Annotated in this window: 14 protein-coding genes and 1 pseudogene; 7 read left to right on the top strand and 8 right to left on the bottom strand. The window is 59.4% G+C overall.

What is annotated here, in order from left to right; all coding sequences use genetic code 11:
- Positions 1-5 precede the first annotated feature (5 nt).
- A complete protein-coding gene (locus AC0L20_RS12900) occupies positions 6-1,199 on the top strand; it encodes an FAD-dependent monooxygenase (RefSeq protein ID WP_456768627.1) in 1,194 nt (397 codons plus the stop codon).
- Here the strand turns inward: AC0L20_RS12900 and AC0L20_RS12895 are convergent.
- Together AC0L20_RS12895 and AC0L20_RS12890 are read right to left on the bottom strand one after the other, a co-directional pair.
- Positions 1,200-1,385, bottom strand: a pseudogene (locus AC0L20_RS12895) (AraC family transcriptional regulator); the annotation flags it as partial.
- A gap of 36 nt (positions 1,386-1,421) precedes the next feature.
- Positions 1,422-1,622, bottom strand: coding sequence for a DUF6494 family protein (locus AC0L20_RS12890; protein WP_473288823.1), 201 nt, complete (start codon positions 1,620-1,622; stop codon positions 1,422-1,424).
- Positions 1,623-1,993: 371 nt separating this feature from the next.
- Here AC0L20_RS12890 and AC0L20_RS12885 point away from each other — a divergent pair, with 371 nt between their 5' ends.
- From AC0L20_RS12885 to AC0L20_RS12870, 4 genes are all read left to right on the top strand, one after another.
- The gene (locus AC0L20_RS12885) at positions 1,994-2,791 is read left to right on the top strand and encodes an alpha/beta fold hydrolase (RefSeq protein WP_473288822.1); all 798 of its coding nucleotides are present in this window, start codon (positions 1,994-1,996) and stop codon (positions 2,789-2,791) included.
- Positions 2,792-2,910: 119 nt separating this feature from the next.
- Positions 2,911-4,419: a tetratricopeptide repeat protein gene (locus tag AC0L20_RS12880; RefSeq protein ID WP_106946060.1), complete on the top strand. Its 1,509-nt coding sequence runs from the start codon at positions 2,911-2,913 to the stop codon at positions 4,417-4,419.
- Positions 4,420-5,439: 1,020 nt separating this feature from the next.
- Positions 5,440-6,018: a DUF2939 domain-containing protein gene (locus AC0L20_RS12875; RefSeq protein WP_473288821.1), complete on the top strand. Its 579-nt coding sequence runs from the start codon at positions 5,440-5,442 to the stop codon at positions 6,016-6,018.
- Between the two features lie 270 nt (positions 6,019-6,288).
- Entirely contained in the window at positions 6,289-6,687 is a 399-nt protein-coding gene (locus AC0L20_RS12870) for a hypothetical protein (protein WP_473288820.1), read from the top strand.
- Positions 6,688-7,624: 937 nt separating this feature from the next.
- Here the strand turns inward: AC0L20_RS12870 and mddA are convergent.
- The gene (gene mddA, locus AC0L20_RS12865; RefSeq protein ID WP_473288819.1) at positions 7,625-8,407 is read right to left on the bottom strand and encodes a methanethiol S-methyltransferase; all 783 of its coding nucleotides are present in this window, start codon (positions 8,405-8,407) and stop codon (positions 7,625-7,627) included.
- A gap of 515 nt (positions 8,408-8,922) precedes the next feature.
- Here mddA and AC0L20_RS12860 point away from each other — a divergent pair.
- Both AC0L20_RS12860 and AC0L20_RS12855 read left to right on the top strand, forming a co-directional pair.
- Positions 8,923-10,242: a winged helix-turn-helix domain-containing protein gene (locus AC0L20_RS12860; RefSeq protein WP_473288818.1), complete on the top strand. Its 1,320-nt coding sequence runs from the start codon at positions 8,923-8,925 to the stop codon at positions 10,240-10,242.
- A gap of 533 nt (positions 10,243-10,775) precedes the next feature.
- Positions 10,776-11,069: a hypothetical protein gene (locus AC0L20_RS12855; RefSeq protein ID WP_473288817.1), complete on the top strand. Its 294-nt coding sequence runs from the start codon at positions 10,776-10,778 to the stop codon at positions 11,067-11,069.
- 218 nt (positions 11,070-11,287) lie between these two features.
- Here the strand turns inward: AC0L20_RS12855 and AC0L20_RS12850 are convergent, their stop codons facing one another.
- The 5 genes from AC0L20_RS12850 to AC0L20_RS12830 all read right to left on the bottom strand — a co-directional run bounded on the left by AC0L20_RS12850 (position 11,288) and on the right by AC0L20_RS12830 (position 16,099).
- Positions 11,288-11,764: a hypothetical protein gene (locus AC0L20_RS12850; RefSeq protein ID WP_473288816.1), complete on the bottom strand. Its 477-nt coding sequence runs from the start codon at positions 11,762-11,764 to the stop codon at positions 11,288-11,290.
- Between the two features lie 1,029 nt (positions 11,765-12,793).
- The gene (locus tag AC0L20_RS12845) at positions 12,794-13,504 is read right to left on the bottom strand and encodes an ABC transporter ATP-binding protein (protein ID WP_456768622.1); all 711 of its coding nucleotides are present in this window, start codon (positions 13,502-13,504) and stop codon (positions 12,794-12,796) included.
- Entirely contained in the window at positions 13,501-14,253 is a 753-nt protein-coding gene (locus AC0L20_RS12840; RefSeq protein WP_456768621.1) for an ABC transporter ATP-binding protein, read from the bottom strand. The genes AC0L20_RS12845 and AC0L20_RS12840 overlap by 4 nt, the downstream gene beginning before the upstream one ends.
- Entirely contained in the window at positions 14,250-15,203 is a 954-nt protein-coding gene (locus AC0L20_RS12835) for a branched-chain amino acid ABC transporter permease (protein ID WP_456768620.1), read from the bottom strand. Before AC0L20_RS12835 ends, AC0L20_RS12840 begins: the two co-directional genes overlap by 4 nt.
- Entirely contained in the window at positions 15,200-16,099 is a 900-nt protein-coding gene (locus AC0L20_RS12830) for a branched-chain amino acid ABC transporter permease (protein ID WP_473288815.1), read from the bottom strand. The genes AC0L20_RS12835 and AC0L20_RS12830 overlap by 4 nt, the downstream gene beginning before the upstream one ends.
- Positions 16,100-16,102: the final 3 nt, after the last annotated feature.

The raw sequence follows: 16,102 nt of genomic DNA, 5'->3' as shown, positions 1-16,102 counted from the left end.
TTGAAATGAAGCTTCGGGCCGCCATTGTCGGCGGAGGAATAGGCGGTCTTTCCGCGGCATGCGCGCTGCGTCGAAGGGGCATCGACGTCATGGTTTTCGAGCAATCCGATGCGCTCGGCGAGATCGGTGCCGGCCTGTCGATCTTTCCGAACGCGCTGCGGCAACTCGAGCGAATGGGGCTGGGACCTGCTCTGGCCAACGTCGGTGCCACGATCGGCGATGCATCACAATACTGCCGCTCCGACGGCACGAGGGTCGGCTCTGTCGTCACGACCGACTCCAGCGGCTGGAATGGGATGTATGGCATGCACAGAGCCGATCTGCTGAATGTGCTCGCGGCAAGCATTCCCAGAGAATCCATTCGAGCCGGCTATCGCTGCATCGAATTCGAGCAGAGCGCGGTCGCGGCGCGATTGAAATTCGCGAATGGGGAAACCTTCGAAGCCGATGTCGTGATCGCTGCCGACGGCATACACTCTGCCTTACAGAAGTATGTGGTCGAGCCGACGCTACCCGAATATTCCGGGGTCCGCTCCTATCGCGGCTTGATTGCCAGCGACAAACTTCCGGGATGGCGAGAGGCAGCTCATCAGGTTTGGATGGGGGACGGGAAGCACTTCATTGTATTTCCGGTGCGCGCCGGCCGGCTGCTGAACTATGTCGGGTTCGTCCCAACCTCCGACGCCAAGGCCGAATCCTGGTCCGCCATCGGAGACCGCGACGAGCTTGCGTCGTCCTTCATCGGATGGGATGCACCTGTCGTGAGACTGCTCGCAGCGGTGGAGAGCTGCTTTTGGTGGGGCTTGTATGACCGCAAGCCCCTGCAATCGTGGACGAACGGGCGGCTCGCGCTGTTGGGTGACGCTGCCCACGCCATGCTTCCGCATCTGGGGCAGGGCGGCAACCAGGCAATCGAAGACGGCATCGCTCTCGCTGTCCTTCTCGAGGGACGAGATCCGGCCGAGGTGCCGGCCATCTTACCGCAGTACGAAACAATGCGCCGCGTCCGGACTGACGTCATTCAGGCGGAGGCACGGAAAAACGGACTGCGTTTTGATTCGAAATATGAAGACCTCGAACAACGCGATCGAGAAGTCGCAAACTCCGCCGCATTCCGCAGATGGCTGTTCGATTATGATGTTCAGAGCGCTGCCATTAGCCAGCGCGCGCACAGTAAAGATTTGCCAGCTCATCGCTGATTGCTGCGATGCGACCAGTCTCTTGGCGACTTTGAGCGCCGTTTCCGCGCCATGCCGCTGCCCGACCAGCGCCAAACCCAAATCCATTCCCGCAGTCACACCCGGCGCGGTGATCAGCCGCCCATCGCGCACATAGATCAAATCAGGCTCGACTTTTGCTCTTGAGAAGCTGGCCGCCAGCGCCTGCCAAGAGGACGGCAGTGACAGGCGCCCCGAATATTGTCAAAGTGCAATTCTTTCCTCAATTACATGTTCCAGCGGCGTTCCCTCAGCGGACAAGGTCATTCGCAATTTGAGCTCGCCACTTTCCACTGCCCCGCTACGCACGAGGTTCTCAATTTCACGCTGCGATGTAACCCCGACATGCTTCAGAAATTTACGGATAGCCATATTGAAGCGGTCTTCATCGAACTCGGCGGTCATGTCTGTTCTCCTGGTCTGACGGGCCAAGTCTACCACGACGCGCGCCAAGACCAAAGATCCGAGACCCAACTCGCGTCACCGCCGACTTCCTCCTCTATTTGATTGCCTGAATGCGAGAAGGGAGCGAACAAGAAGCCGGTCACGACGCGCGGGACAGCACAACGAAGCGCGAGATCGAAAGCTGGCAAGACACCGAAAGGGCGTTACGCGATAGGCTTGCACGTGTTAAGTGTAGGGCGAACCGCCGCCCGGGTTTTCATAGTTGGTTAGTTCCGGACATTGGAATGTTCACAGGTTAGCCGCACGTCACGAACTGAACTGACGATACTATCTTCACTACCGATAATTTCGTTGCACGGAGGAGGAAGACGATGAAACGTCGAGAATTCTTGGCAGCAGCCGTCGCGAGCATCGCCCTTCTTGCAACGGCATCGCCGTCCATCGCGCAGTCTTCTGGAACAACATTTTTAGTCTGTACAGGTGCGTGGTCTGCGGGATGGTCGTGGAAGAAGATGCACCCGCTAATGGCCGCCGGCGGCCATCGTTTGGTCACTCCGACCTACACAGGTCTTGGCGAGCGGGAGCACCTAGCTAGCCCGTCAAACGATCTCGAAACCCATATTCAGGACATTCTGGCGGTCATCAAATACGAAGACTTGCGCGACATTGTGCTAGTCGGCCACAGCTACGGTGGCATGGTCGCGACGGGGGTCGCGGACCGGGCGCGAGACCGTATCACCCGATTGGTTTATCTGGACGCATTTGTGCCAACGGATGGACAGTCTCTGATGGATGTGGGGCCCCCGATGGCACGGCAGCGCATGAAGGAGCTCGCAAAGGCGGGCGATGGCTGGCGGGTACCATCGAATCCCATTCCGCCTGACACATCGGATGCCGACGTGAAGTGGATTTCTGAACGCAGGTTGCCCCAATCCATCAAATGCTTCGAGCAGCCGCTGAAGATGCACGGTGGGGAGCTGTCCTTGCCGCGTAGCTACATCTATCTCACGCGCGTAGCTCCTTCGGACCCTTTCCGACCATTTGCCGAGCGCGCGAAAAGCGATCGTAATTGGCGTTACTACGAACTCGACGCCAGCCATTCGGCGCACATAACCGCTCCCGTAGCTCTCACCCAGGAACTTCAAACGATCGCGTCGCAGCCCACGTAAGGTTGTCGAGCGGCAACTTAAAAGAACGCGAATGAGTCATAGGCCCTGACCCAACCTGAAGTCGTGCAATTCTGCTACGGTTAAAAAATCCGGACGTATGGCTAGTGTGGGAGGCAGCTGTGACAAACTGGGAGGTCTCCAACGATCCATCTGGCAAGCCGCCATCCGATAACGGGCAGCCGGACAAAGCAGGATCCGATGAGCAGCGATCGGGGAAGCCGCCATCTGATCGCAGTTTAAGGATTCGCTTGCGGGCACGATTGCAGTTGATGGGCGGCGCGCTCGCCTCAATTGCGGCCGTGGGTGCAATCGCGGGCGGCCTTGTCGGCTACTGGACTGTTTGGAAGACGCTACGCACAGACGTGTTTCCGGAAAGCCAGAAAACGCAGAAACAGGCTACGGCCCGGCCCGACATTGCTCCCCGTTTGTCTTTCGTTGTCCTGCCATTCGCAAACCTCAACAACGATGCAGAGCAGGACTATTTCGCCGATGGCATTACGACCGATCTGACGACCGACCTCGCGCAAATGCCCGATACGTTCGTGATCGGGCGTGGGACGGCTTTCACCTATAGGAATAAGCAGGTCGATCTCAAGACGCTCGGCAAGGACCTTGGTATCCGATGGGCGGTGCAAGGCGCCGTGCAACGGGCCGGAGATCGCGTCCGGATGAACGTGTCGCTTGCTGACCTTTCGACCGGTCGTGACGTCTGGTCGGACCGTTTTGACGGCGATCGCATGAATCTCGCCGCCTTGCAGGACCAGGTGACGGCGCGGCTTGCCCGCTCTCTCAACGTTGAACTCATCCAAGCCGAAAGTCGGCGCAGCCTGATGGACCAGCCCGCGAATCCAGATGCCGTGGATTTCACCATGCGCGGATGGGCAAAAGTCTATGGACCTCAGAGTAAGGTAACGATCATCGAGGCAAAGGACTTGTTTGAGGCCGCGCTGCATCTCGATCCGGACCACATTGATGCAATGCTCGGTAAGGCGTGGTGCATAGCCGGCGGCATACTCAGCGGATGGTCAACGTCCGTGACCGAAGACAAAAAGATCGCCACCAGCTTAATTGATCAAGTTCTTTCAAAGCGACCGACGAGCGCGAATGCGCACATAACCAAAGGAAACATTTTACTCTATGGAGATCCCGAGGCGGCGTTACCTGAATTCGACGCCGCCTTGGAAGCCGACCCGAATTCGCCGATTGCATACGCAACAAAGGGAATTGCACTGGTCACAGCGGGGCGCGCACACGAATCATTCGACCCCGTTCAGATTGCTTTACGCCTAAGCCCCAAAGATCCGGCGCGTAGCACCTGGCATTTCTTCCTGTGTCACGCTCACGTCCATGTGCAGCAATATAAAGAAGCCATTGAGGAATGCAGGCGCTCGATCAATCTGAATAAATTATACTGGATGCCGTATGTGGATCTGGTTTCAGCCTATGGAGCCACAGGCCAACTCGAAATGATCCCGCAAATGACGGCCGAACTGGATGCAATCCTGCCGAATTTCACGGTCCAATGGTTCCGTCAAATAGGCTACGCTCGTTCGAGCAATACGCAGTTTCGTCGTGAGTACGACAACATCCTTGATGGACTTAGAAGGGCTGGCGTCCGCGAGCAATAAGATGAGCAGGGTCTTCTTTGCTTGGCAACCAGCACAGTCTCCTCTGGTCCTAAGCCGAAAAGCGCTTGAGCCGCGGTGACGTCCGGCGTCGCTGGCGACTCAGACGCCGAGCTGCTCTTCCAGTCCCCCAAAATCGACATCCAGTGCCGCGCTCGACAGTATTCATCAATGTCCCTTACCTACTCGCGCCAGGGCTATGTGCAAGCTGGCAGGGGGGTGTGCGAGTGTGCTTGCTCGCCGGTAGCGTTCCCACATTGCCTTTCCGTCTAGATCTTCAACCAGCTCCAGTCCAACACAGGCGAGATCGTTGACGATCTCATCCGGATGGAACCCCGAAATCCAAGGTTCGCCGGTCTGCGCTACCAGGTTGGCATTCTCGTTGTGCGGTAATTGCGATCTGTTTTGGGCTGTCGAGCACATAGCAGTATCGATTGCGAGGTGCAGCCTTTTTGCGGGAGACGGGGGCGGCGACTAAAACGGGCGTGGGTTGGCCGAAATACTTCCACTATATCGTGGTCGACGCTCAGTCACTTTTTCATGCAAAGCCCAATCGTTGGGGATGTCCCGCACTTCGCGCCGTCCGCGGCACCGCCACTCGGGCAGAACACGGACACTAGTGCTTCGCTGCTGTCGCAATTGACTGCGCCGTCGGCCTGAACCGCTCGGATGTTGACCGTCGCTGGATCACCCTTGTCTCCCTTTTCGCCTTTCGGACCCTGCGGCCCTTGAGGCCCCTGCGCGCCGGCGGGGCCTTGTGGTCCAGGCACTCCTTGGATGCCTTGGGCTCCCTGCGGGCCGGCTGGACCTTGCGCGCCTGGATCTCCTTTAGGCCCTGGGTCTCTCCCACACGCTGCAAGTGCGAACGCAGCGCTCATTGCGGCTACAGCGATCATTTTGTGCATTGCCAACCTCCAACGATCAAGATGATTAAACTTCTCGGCTGACGGCCGTGCAAGAGGCGTCAGAGGCCCTTGCCGATCGCATCTTGGAACAATGCCCTTCCACCACGATTGCCGCTCCATGAGGTGGCTCGTTGGCATCGTGGCGGCGTTCCTGATCTGCCTCCTTACTTATGCCGGGTCAGCCTTCGTTTCTGTCTTGGAGCTGGTTTCAGCGGTGCGAAGCGGAGACGCCGCTCAGGTGGTGGCCCGAACGAACCTTCCGCGCCTCCGCCATTCGGTGGTCGATCAGGTTGTGTCCGCCTATCTCGACCGAATTGGCCAAAAGCGACCGGTGCGGCCGTTCGAACGAATGGCAGTTAACGCAGTCGGTGCGACAATCGCTGACGATCTCGCGGTCAGGCTCATGACACCGGAAAATTTGTCCGTCCTGTTGAGGAGCGGCACCGTCCGCAACGCGGCAGAAAACATTGCATTTGGGACGATGTCTTCGTTTGCCGAACTCGACGTTTCGAACATCTTTGTTCTCGCGGGACGGATAACGCCAGTGCAGCCGGTCGAGTTTGCGGTGAGGCTCGGAGCAAATCAGGACGCGGGGAGTGTTAGCCTGCATTATGAAGGGGCGAGCTGGAAGCTATCCGGCATCACGTTGCCGCCAAAGGTCTTGTCCAGCATAGTGGACCGGCTACCGGCGCGCTGAGCCGACGCTTTTGGTGACCTTGCGCGCGGGAACGACCCCGGTCGTCCCGGGGCTGGCGCCGGACGCGCCGGGGCCGCCCGACGCACTACCGAAGCAGCGCGCCGTTGCTATCTTGCGTCCCGCGGTAACTAGCTGGAGTATCATTTGATTGAAGCCGGCGCTAAATCCCCGCTGCCCTTCTTCCGAATGAATCCTGGGGAGATGCCAATACGGTACCAATCCCGCCTGAAGCAAAAATGGGATATCTTGCCGCGACTCAGGGAGGCCCGGATGGCTAAAAAATCAATAGTAGAACGAATTTCAGACACTGTGAAAGAGATCGTGGACACCGCCTCGACTGCAGCCGCGGAGGCTATGAAGCCCGATCCAGAAGCGGTTGCCGGAGTGACTAACGAGCAAGTCTACATTCCTGAAGCGACCGATGCTGCCGCTGTTCCGCCGCCGAGTATCACTCGGAAGAAGAAGCGCGTTCCTCCCCCTTTGAGAGCTAACAAACGGGTCGCAGCTGCTCGTACAAAGAAGACACCATCCGCGGCGAACAAGTCTGCCAAGAAGGCGGCTAAAACGCCACCCAAGAAGGCTGCAAAGAAAGCCACACCAAAGAAGGCGGCCAAGAAATCTGCGCCTAAGAAGGCCGCGAAGAAGAGCAAGAGTAAATCGCAGCGCTAGCGCTCCTTCGTGGAGCGGTGCGTTGCAACGCCAGAAACGCCTCCATGCTTGGCTTCTTCGACGCCCGAGACCTCCCTCCCCGTTCGTCGGTCGTAGCCCGGCCGTCCTGACAGTCGAAATAGAACCTTGTCATCCCACTAATGCGGTTGATGCGCCCGGAACCTGATTGCCTCGACGGCTGAAGCTTTCTAGCGGGTTACTTTCACGACTCGAACTGGGCGGGCGAAAGCACATTTTTTTCAGACGCCTGTCCTAAGCAGTACGCTGGAGCCCGATGATGAAGCCATCACAGATTTACAAAGAGAACGCAGACAACTGCGCCATGCTCGCTGAAGGAGAAGCATCTAAGGATAGTCCGGCTTACAAGCGGTACCGACGCATGGAAGAAGCGTGGCGAGCTTTAGCCGAGGAGCAGGAATGGCTGGACGGGGAAGTGCCACCCGTCGGGACAAACCGCGCCAACACAACCAAAAAGCCGCCTGGTTAGGGTGGCACCTACCAGCACTCGATATTTTCAAGGTACTCATGATGCCGCTTTGATGGCGGAGAGTCTCGCCCTATCCCACAGAACACCCCCAATGAACGCCGCCGGCCGGCCGGGAAAAGTCACCTTCGGCGAGATGGATGAGATGGGTCTACGTGGCGTCCTGGTCTACTGATCGAGTCGCGCTTCCTTTGCGCCCGAGGCGGCAACCGGGGGCTGACGTCAGGCCGGATTTCAGCAGTGGCAAGCCTCCGCAGTTTGCGACCGCGACGTGGCAAGCTTATTGTCGAGTGCGATGGTTCGGACCTTGGGTGAGGTGCCGTGCCTACAACGCAGTGAGTCAAGGCTTACCCAGAACGGGACGAGATCCGCGATTGCTGGCTAAATGTTGAACCACCGCCGGCGGCAAACGGCCCGCTTATCGGTAGGCCGTTCGCGCACGAGATCGATCGATCAAAACAGACCGGGGAGCAGCATTGCGACCCGCTCGCGATACTTGCGGTACTCGTCACCAAAGAAGGCGACCAAATCCCTTTCTTCCAGCCAAATTCCCACAAAGATGTAGCCTGTCGTGACCGACGCGAAGAGCAGATGGCCGACGGTCATCAACGGGGTGCACCAAAAGGCGATGATGAAGCCGAGGTAGATCGGATGCCGAACCAGTCGGTAGAGTCCAGGCGTCTTGAACTTGATAGGCTGGGCAACCCGTCCCATGAACTGCGTGATCACCTGCGTCAATCCGAACAGCTCGAACTGACTGATCAGGAATGTGCTGTACAGCACGATGATCCAGCCGATGGCGCCACCAGCGGCGACGGCGCCGGCGAAGACCGGGCCATCGATGCCCCACACGACGGTGGGTAATGGTTGCCACTGCCAGAACAGCAAGATCAAGCTAAGACTCGCGAGCAAGACGAAGGTGCTGCGCTCGACGGCCGGGGAAAAGAAACGCGCGAAGAACGACTTGAAAGTGCGCCGTGCCATCCCGCTATGCTGCACAGCGAAGACCGACATCAAGGCGAGGTCGATCATTAAGGCCGTGCTCCACGCCCCAGTCGTGCCGTCGTCGATCGTCTTCGGCACCAAGACGCCCGTAACGAAGCCGATCGCGTAGAGAAATGCACCCAGAAAAACGGCATACGAGAGGAGGCCGTACACGAGGCCGAGCGATCGTGTCGCGCGAGATGGCGTAGCCGGAAAAGCGGAATTTTGATCGGGATGCAAAACCATAGTCATGTGAATCTCCATCACTTCTAAAATTTATCTCGGGATGCGTGCGCTTCAGAGTCGTCGGCCGCTGCCTAGCCGTGCTGCCGCCCAAGCGATCAGCTGGTCGAGGGGACTGTAGCGAGTTGATCTCTGGACGAGGTGCGAACTCTCGGCTCGCCACTGCTGCCGCGTCACCGCATGCTTGGCCTGTTCGGCTATTGCCGCCGCGATCGCCTCGTTTGTTGCCCGCCTTAGCCGAGCGGCCACGACCAGAACGCGCCGTGATAGCGAAGGCTCCGGCTCGAAACGAAGGACAAGCAACGACGATCCGGGTCGGGTTGGTCGCTTCACGGGGCAGAATTTGCCCGAAGCACGGGTGTAGTTTTGAGGTGGGCCGGTCATATGGCTTCTCCTGTTGAACGCTATTTCATCGGTCTGTAGATTGTTGTTGTCCGAACTGCTTGGCGGACTCCTTGAGGAAACTCTTATTTTTCGTTTGCTCGAGGATCGTTGACCGCCCGGCAGCTTGAGGGGCAATGGTAATGAAATACCGGTTCGCGGAATTCGAGATTGATCTCGGGCAGCATGAATTGCGCCGGCGCGGCTCGCCCGTTCATGCCGAGCCGCAGGTTTTCGACCTCATCGTTCATCTCGTGCGCAACCACGACCGGGTCGTCAGCAAGGATGAGCTGATCGAGAACATCTGGAACGGCCGGATCATCTCGGAAGCCGCGTTTTCGAGCCGCATCAACGGCGCCAGACGCGTGCTCGGCGACAGCGGCACCGAACAACAATTCATCAAGACCTTGCATCGCCGCGGCTTCCGCTTCGTGGGAGATGTCGAAGAAGTGCCGAGCTCGGACGCGGATGCTGTCAAGCTCGTACCTGGCGAGGCGGGCGGCCCGGAACGTAGTCCGCCGAGTACTTCCGTTCACGGTGAGATTTCGCAGCTGGACGACGTCGTTTCGGAGGCCGTCAAAGCCGAGGCGATCACCCGACCATCCATCGCCGTGCTCCCGTTCCAAAACATATCGAACGACCCCGAAAACGAATACTTCAGCTATGGGCTCACTGAAGACATCATCCGGCTGCTCGCCCGAAACCGATGGCTTTCCGTGATCTCCCGCCATTCCACGATCGGCTTCCTGGGCGGCACCGTCGACGCTCGCGAAGTGGGCGCGCAACTTGGTGCGACCTACGTCATGTCGGGAAGCGTGCGAAAGAGCGACGGCTCGGTGCGTATCGCCGCGGAGCTCGCGAGAGCCGCGGACGGACAGCAGCTCTGGTCCGAAAAGTACGAATTTCAGCTGCTGAACATCTTCGACATCCAAGACGAGATGGCGCGACAAATCGCCGCCACTATCGAGCCCGAGCTGTCGAAATTGGAACAGCAGCTGGCGGCCCGCAAGCCACCGGAGAGCCTGGACGCTTGGGACTGCTATCAGCGCGGACTGTGGAATCTATGGCGTTTCACCACGCCTGGTTTCGACAGCGCGGAAGAATACTTTCAGCGGTCGATCGCCGCCGATCCGACTTTCGCGAGAGGACACGGCGCGCTCAGCTACGTCAACATTCAACGCTCACTCTACGATGCGCCCGAAGCCCGGGGGGCTCGGCTAAAAACCGCTTTGCATCAAGCCCAAACCGCCGTATCTCTCGACGAGCTCGATTGCTTCTGCCATTGCGCGCTCGGACGCGCGCTATGCCTCACGCGGCAGAACGAAGAGGCGTCCGCGGCAATCGGCCTGTCATTGGAACTCAATCCCAGCTTCGCACAAGGCTATTTCGCGCAAGGCTTCAATCTCCTGTGGTGCGGGCGCGAGATCGAAGCGGAAACGCTGCTGACCAGGCCACGATATTAAGTCCACGCGACAGCCACCTGTGGAGCTTCCACCACACGCGTTCGTGGGCACACTTCTCGCTTGGAGAGTACGACATCGCTGCGGAGTTCGCCCGCAGAGCGGCGCGCCAATCGAACGCCACGTATCGAGCCTATGCAACCTTGGCCGCTTCGCTCGGACGCCTCGGTGACCACGCGCAGGCAAGCGCCGCTGTGGCAGAATTGATGAAGCGCAAGAGCGGTTACACAACAGGAACCGCGGGACGAGAGCTCTTCTTCTGTAGGGATCCCCGGTTCTTGAGCGAATACACCGAAGGATTGCGTTCGGCCGGCGTTCGCGACGACTGATCGTTGCGCATTGCGTTGCGGCCTGGGGCGCGCCCGATGTCCTCAACTTCCCGAGGTCGAACGCCATGCTATTCGCCCCCCGCACGATCGATCAAGTTGACGGATGCCCGGCAGATCACGCCTTACAAGTGGGTGCATCCGACCGAGGAGAGCTAAAGGTGCGACCGAGGGCGAAGTGTGCCAATGAATAGCCGATGAAGCGGCTCAATGGCGGCGCTTCTTCACGTCTACGTCCGAAATGACGTGGCTGGCATCCGGCTCCTCGATTCCTGCGTCTACGTCCGGCGACCTGTTGCAGGCGCACGGATCACCGGCACCACACTGGCAGCCGAAATCCCTAATCTTGCCGCGCGCCTGCAAGGCGTGGCCGAGCCGAACACCGTTGTCATTGCTGAGAGCACGCGAAGCCGCCGCACGTTCATCTCGAGGTTCACGGCCGGTTCGAACGGCTCAATGCGTGCGATCGGCTGCTCAACGTTGCGCTGCGTCCGGACTTGCTGATCGCAACGCCGGTTCCATCGCAAGGTGGGCCCGGCCGCGTGCTGAATTTCGATATTTGTTCTTGCGCGGGGATAGGTCGGCAAGACAGAAGCATGTCGGCAGCCAATGTTGCGACTACCCGCTTCGCGCCAGAGATGGCCGTTCCGAGGAATCAGCTTTTGACCGGAGCGCAGTTAGAGCGACCGAGGCCGATTCAGCGGGAACGACGGCTCGGTGAATCAGAACTCGCAGTCGGCTGAACCCAAAGCCTTAAGCAAGCCACCAAACGCGCCTAGCCGGCAAGGTTCGGCGTTCCCGGCAGCCTTTCGCCGTTCGGTAGTTGTGGTCCGCTTGACCTCGGCTTTCTTTGGCTTCGACTTCGGAGAAGGGACGGTGGTGACTTTCTTCGGCTTGGGATCGTGCCGATGGGGGTTCATCGTCCTCGGCGGCTCCGATGCACCGACACTGGTGCCTTCCGGCGAGGAATTGCGTTCGTCGACGAGAGCAGGCCGCGCTGGTGTCTCGATGCTCGCTGCGGCCACTTCGAGTCGATCAGCCTTGGCCAACACCCCGCGTGGCTCGGAAACGCCTGCGGCTATCTCGGCAACGGGCGGGACAGGCACTGCTGCACTCCGCGCTGGCGTTTTGAGTTCCATTGCCGCAAGCACTCCCACACCCAGTGGGATGAGGAAGCCCAACAACATCATTCTCAGCATGATGCCTCCGGCTTGAAATGGCGCCGGTTAGAATTCTCCGATCTAATGAGGCAACTTGGCGGCGGCCGACCTGACAACGCGCCCCACGTGCAGAGCGTTGGCCGATAGGGTTAACAGCCGCTCCAGAAAATCCGCTTTGCTAGATCGCGGAACAGGCTTCGGTCAGGCTTGGCCGCGGCATCGCCGTCGTGTTGAAGTCTTCTCGAACTTGCTGTCGTACTGCCCGTCCTTGCACTTGGCGTCATCGAGTTCAAAGCAGCCGCTGCCCTCGGTTTTCCTTTCCATCTGCCGTCCGTGCAGCCAAGGACTTCCAGGGCAACTTGATTTCTCAGCCTCCCCCGGTACCACGGGTGTGTCAGCAACTGCGAAAGTGCTGTTTGCAAGTGCAGTAGCGACGCCCGGTGCTCCTACGGACGAATAAAGGCCGCACCTTGCTGAAATCAGCCTTCGGGCGAATGCCCGCTTCCCGCCAGAAGGGGCCGTTCACAAGCGTGACTCCCTGCCCGCCGTGCGAACTGATAAGCTTTTGGCAACTACCTTATCAGTCGGCCAACTGACTCCATTTGCGACCAAACATTACAAGTCACCGGAATAAGTGGCGAGAGAGGAATCGACCCGGTCTTGGCATTGCACTGCAGTACGCCTTCTGAAGGTCTGCAACAGGTAAACGGTCGTCTGGTTGTCGCAAATCGATGTACCTAGAGCGCCGAGGCCTTGAACCGGCGGATTTTTGCTTCGGCGCCAGCGTATTCGCGGGTTTTTGGGGCCTGCTAGGTTCTGTCAGCCCGGCTTCGGTCATACGATACTCGACACCTTCGCCCGTTGAGCGTTGCTCCATCCATCCGTTTCGCAAAAAGAGCGAGCGTTGTTCCGGGTTGATCGGGAAGCTTCGAAAACACATCCAATCGCGGTCACGAAGAGGATCGAGCTTTTGCCGGTGATACTGATTAAAGATCGGCCTGCGCTTTTCCTGCTGACCGATGTCTTGACGTGTCGTTTCAAGCGGGCGTTCTGTCTGCTCCGCAGGGTTTACATCGCCAGATAGCGCCTTCGAATATCGTCATTTCCTGAAAGGCCTGTCGTGCTTTCACGATGTACGACTTTGCCCTTATCGATGACGAGCGCCTCCTGTGCAATCCGCAGGCAGAAATGCATGTTCTGTTCAGCCAGCAAAATCGTGGCGCCGCCCGCGCCCAATTCTCGCAAGACCCTGCTGATGTCGGCCACAATGATCGGCGCCAGCCCTTCGCTAGGCTCGTCAAGCAGCAGGACCAGCGGGTTTCCCATCAGCGCACGGGCGATCACCAGCAGCTGTTGCTCGCCACCGGAAAGGCGGCCTGCCTGGCGGGATCGAAGCCTTGTAAGAAGCGGGAACGTTTCCCAGATCCGCGGCAGCGTCCAGTCACGCCGGCCGCCAGGGCCGCTCTTAGCCGCGATCTGGAGGTTGTCCTCCACACTGTGCTCGGGGAATACTTGCCGGTCTTCCGGCACATAAGCCATTCCCAGCTGCGCGCGCGCGTGAGGCGGTGCGTGCGTGATGTCGCGGCCAGCGAAGAAGATGCGTCCGCTGCGCACCGGGACAATGCCAGCGAGCGCCTTCATTGTCGTGCTCTTGCCCGCGCCATTTCGGCCGAGCAGCGCTAGTGTACGCTTTTCCTGGAGCGCAGCATCGACGCCGAATAGGATCTGGCTCGCGCCGTAGAACACGCTTACGCCCTCCGCACGCAAGAGCTCGGTCAAGTCGCGTTCTCCTCTGCCCCAAGATAGGCGTCGATGACAGCCTGGTTGTTGCGGATCTGGTCTGGGGTGCCCTCGGCCAGCACCTTGCCGTAGCAGAGCACGCGAATGCTGCTGGCAACCTTGAAGACGATATCCATGTCGTGCTCGATGAAAATAAGTGTCAGCTTTCGGCGTTCCCAAAGTGCGCGAACGCGGTCAATCATGCGCCAGCGTTCGTCCGGGCCCATGCCAGCCGTAGGTTCATCGAGCAACAGCACTTTGGGCTCCAACGCGAGCGCAATAGCGATATCAAGCAGCTTCTGATCGCCATGCGAGAGGATGTTCGCCTCGACATCGGCAACATCGGTCAACCCGACGAACTCCATCACATCGTCCGCACGCTCGCGCATGCCGGGGGACGGAAAGCGATGAGACAGGCTGGCCCAGCGGCCGGCGTGGGCCGTGACCGCAGCCATCAAGTTCGCGCGCACAGTCATGGTCGGAAAACAACTCGCGACCTGGAAGGCACGCCCAATGCCCCGCCGCATGCGTTCCGTCTTGGAGAGCTGGAGAATGTCCTCACGGTCAAGCAGCACCTCGCCAGAATCGGCCATGAACGCGCCGCTGATCAGGTTGAAGAAGGTGGTCTTGCCGGCCCCGTTTGGTCCGATAACAGCTGATAAGCTGCCGGAGGGAAAGGCAAGCGACACGTCGTCGATCGCGCGTACGCCGCCGAATGACTTGGTGAGATGATTGATCTCAACATTCATCGCGCGCGCTTGCTCCAGACGAGGTGGATGAAATCGAGTACGCCTCGGCGCAGGCCAAGCGCGAATGCGAGGATCACGATGCCCAGAACAAGTCCGTGATACTCCGTGAACCGCTGCACTAGATCGTTCAGCGCGAGCAGGATCATCGCGCCCAGCACGGGCCCAAGAAAGCTGTTGATGCCTCCCAGCATGACCGCAAAAATGGCCTGGCCCGAGTTGGGCCAATCGGCCAGCTCGGGATAGGCGCCTGATACGAACAGGGCCGCCAGCACGCCTCCCATCCCGGCGAAGCCGCCCGCGATCGTGAAGGCTAGCAGCCGGGCGCGCCACAGGACGATGCCGACAAAGCTGGCGCGTTCCGCATTGTCGCGGATCATGCGCAACGTATTCCCAAACGGACTCATCGAGACATGGCGGAGCGCCAACAATCCGAGCACGGCTACGATGGCGCAGAACTGGTATAGATGAAGCTGCGAGCCCAGGTCGAAACCAAAGATGTGGCGGCGAGGAATACCACCGCGCAACCCCTGATCACCTCCGGTCAGGCTCTGCCATGAGACAATAACGCTGAAGAAGAGCATCTGCACCGCGAGGGTGATGAAAGCGAAATAGTCCGTGCTTAGTCGGACGCAGATTGCGCCAACCACGAGAGCGGCGATGGTCGTCAGAGCCACCGCGAATAGCGCCGCGACGGGCAGAGACAATTCCGTCAACTGCATCGTGAGGCCAAATGCATAGGCGCCGAAGCCATAGAACATCCCGTGGCCGAATGAGACCATTCCTGTGGTGCCGACCAGCAGATTCAGCGACGTCGCGAACAGCGCCATCGCGCTGAGACGGATAATGAAGTCCTCGAAGGCCGGGCTACGGTGCAAGATTGGGATCGCGAGCAGCAAGATAAGCACGATCGCGGCGAACAGGGCATCGCGCGAGGCGGGATTGCGCTTCATAGGGGGCGGCCGAACAGTCCCTGCGGGCGCAGGACCAAGATACCAATCATGACGATGTAGATAAGCCCATCTGTGAAGCCGGGGAAGCCGATCGTGCCGAAGCCTCGAACGAGCCCGATGATGAGCGCCGCAACCATCGCGCCTGCGATCGAGCCCATACCGCCGATCACAGTGACGATGAATCCCTCGATCAGGATCGAGAAGCCCATGCCGGGCGAAAGCGAGCGAACGGGACCCGCGAGCGCGCCTGCGAGGCCAGCGAGCCCGCCGCCGATCGCAAAGACGATCGCGAATAGCACCGTCGTATTGACCCCCAGCGCCGAGACCATCTGCGGATTGACCGCCGCGGCCCGAACTGTCTTGCCGAGGCGCGTTCTGGACAGCCCGAGGCTGAGCACGATGGCGATCAGCGCAGCTATTCCGATCAGCACGGCGTAAAACGGGGGCACGACGCCGCCTGCAATGAACAGCGGCGGGACCTGAAAGGCTGCCGGCATTCCCATGGCGCGGAACTCGGGACCCCAGACAATCTTGACGATGTCGTCGAAGATCAGCACCACCGCGTAGCACACCAGAAGCTGCATAAGCACGTTGCTGCCGTAGACCCTGCTCATCAGCACGCGTTCGAAGAGCACGCCGAACAAGGCCATGGCCACCGCACCCGCCAACACGGCGAGCGCGTAACTATCCGTCGCGGCATATGCACTGTAAGCTACATAGCCGCCCAGCATGTAGAAGGTGCCGTGGGCGAAGTTGACGATCTTGAGAACGCCGAAGATCAGCGTCAAGCCGGCAGCCACCAGGAACAACAGCATGCCCACGATCAGGCCGCTGGTGGCCTGCGTCACCACACAGGCGGGGGTCGTGAAACATGCGCCGAGCGCGTTGAAGTCCATCGA

The organism is Bradyrhizobium sp. Kon58 (assembly GCF_055807455.1).
The sequence above is the reverse complement of the archived record's forward strand: the minus strand, read 5'-3'. Positions and strand labels throughout refer to the sequence as shown.

Excerpts from the sequence above, each read along its gene's own strand:
- AC0L20_RS12855 (WP_473288817.1), top strand. The coding sequence starts at position 10,776 with ATGGCGGCGCTTCTTCACGTCTACGTCCGAAATGACGTGGCTGGCATC.
- AC0L20_RS12875 (WP_473288821.1), top strand. The coding sequence starts at position 5,440 with ATGAGGTGGCTCGTTGGCATCGTGGCGGCGTTCCTGATCTGCCTCCTT.
- AC0L20_RS12860 (WP_473288818.1), top strand. The coding sequence starts at position 8,923 with ATGAAATACCGGTTCGCGGAATTCGAGATTGATCTCGGGCAGCATGAA.
- AC0L20_RS12900 (WP_456768627.1), top strand. The coding sequence starts at position 6 with ATGAAGCTTCGGGCCGCCATTGTCGGCGGAGGAATAGGCGGTCTTTCC.
- AC0L20_RS12835 (WP_456768620.1), bottom strand. The coding sequence starts at position 15,203 with ATGAAGCGCAATCCCGCCTCGCGCGATGCCCTGTTCGCCGCGATCGTG.
- mddA (WP_473288819.1), bottom strand. The coding sequence starts at position 8,407 with ATGACTATGGTTTTGCATCCCGATCAAAATTCCGCTTTTCCGGCTACG.
- AC0L20_RS12830 (WP_473288815.1), bottom strand. The coding sequence starts at position 16,099 with ATGGACTTCAACGCGCTCGGCGCATGTTTCACGACCCCCGCCTGTGTG.
- AC0L20_RS12840 (WP_456768621.1), bottom strand. The coding sequence starts at position 14,253 with ATGAATGTTGAGATCAATCATCTCACCAAGTCATTCGGCGGCGTACGC.
- AC0L20_RS12870 (WP_473288820.1), top strand. The coding sequence starts at position 6,289 with ATGGCTAAAAAATCAATAGTAGAACGAATTTCAGACACTGTGAAAGAG.
- AC0L20_RS12885 (WP_473288822.1), top strand. The coding sequence starts at position 1,994 with ATGAAACGTCGAGAATTCTTGGCAGCAGCCGTCGCGAGCATCGCCCTT.
- AC0L20_RS12850 (WP_473288816.1), bottom strand. The coding sequence starts at position 11,764 with ATGCTGAGAATGATGTTGTTGGGCTTCCTCATCCCACTGGGTGTGGGA.
- AC0L20_RS12890 (WP_473288823.1), bottom strand. The coding sequence starts at position 1,622 with ATGACCGCCGAGTTCGATGAAGACCGCTTCAATATGGCTATCCGTAAA.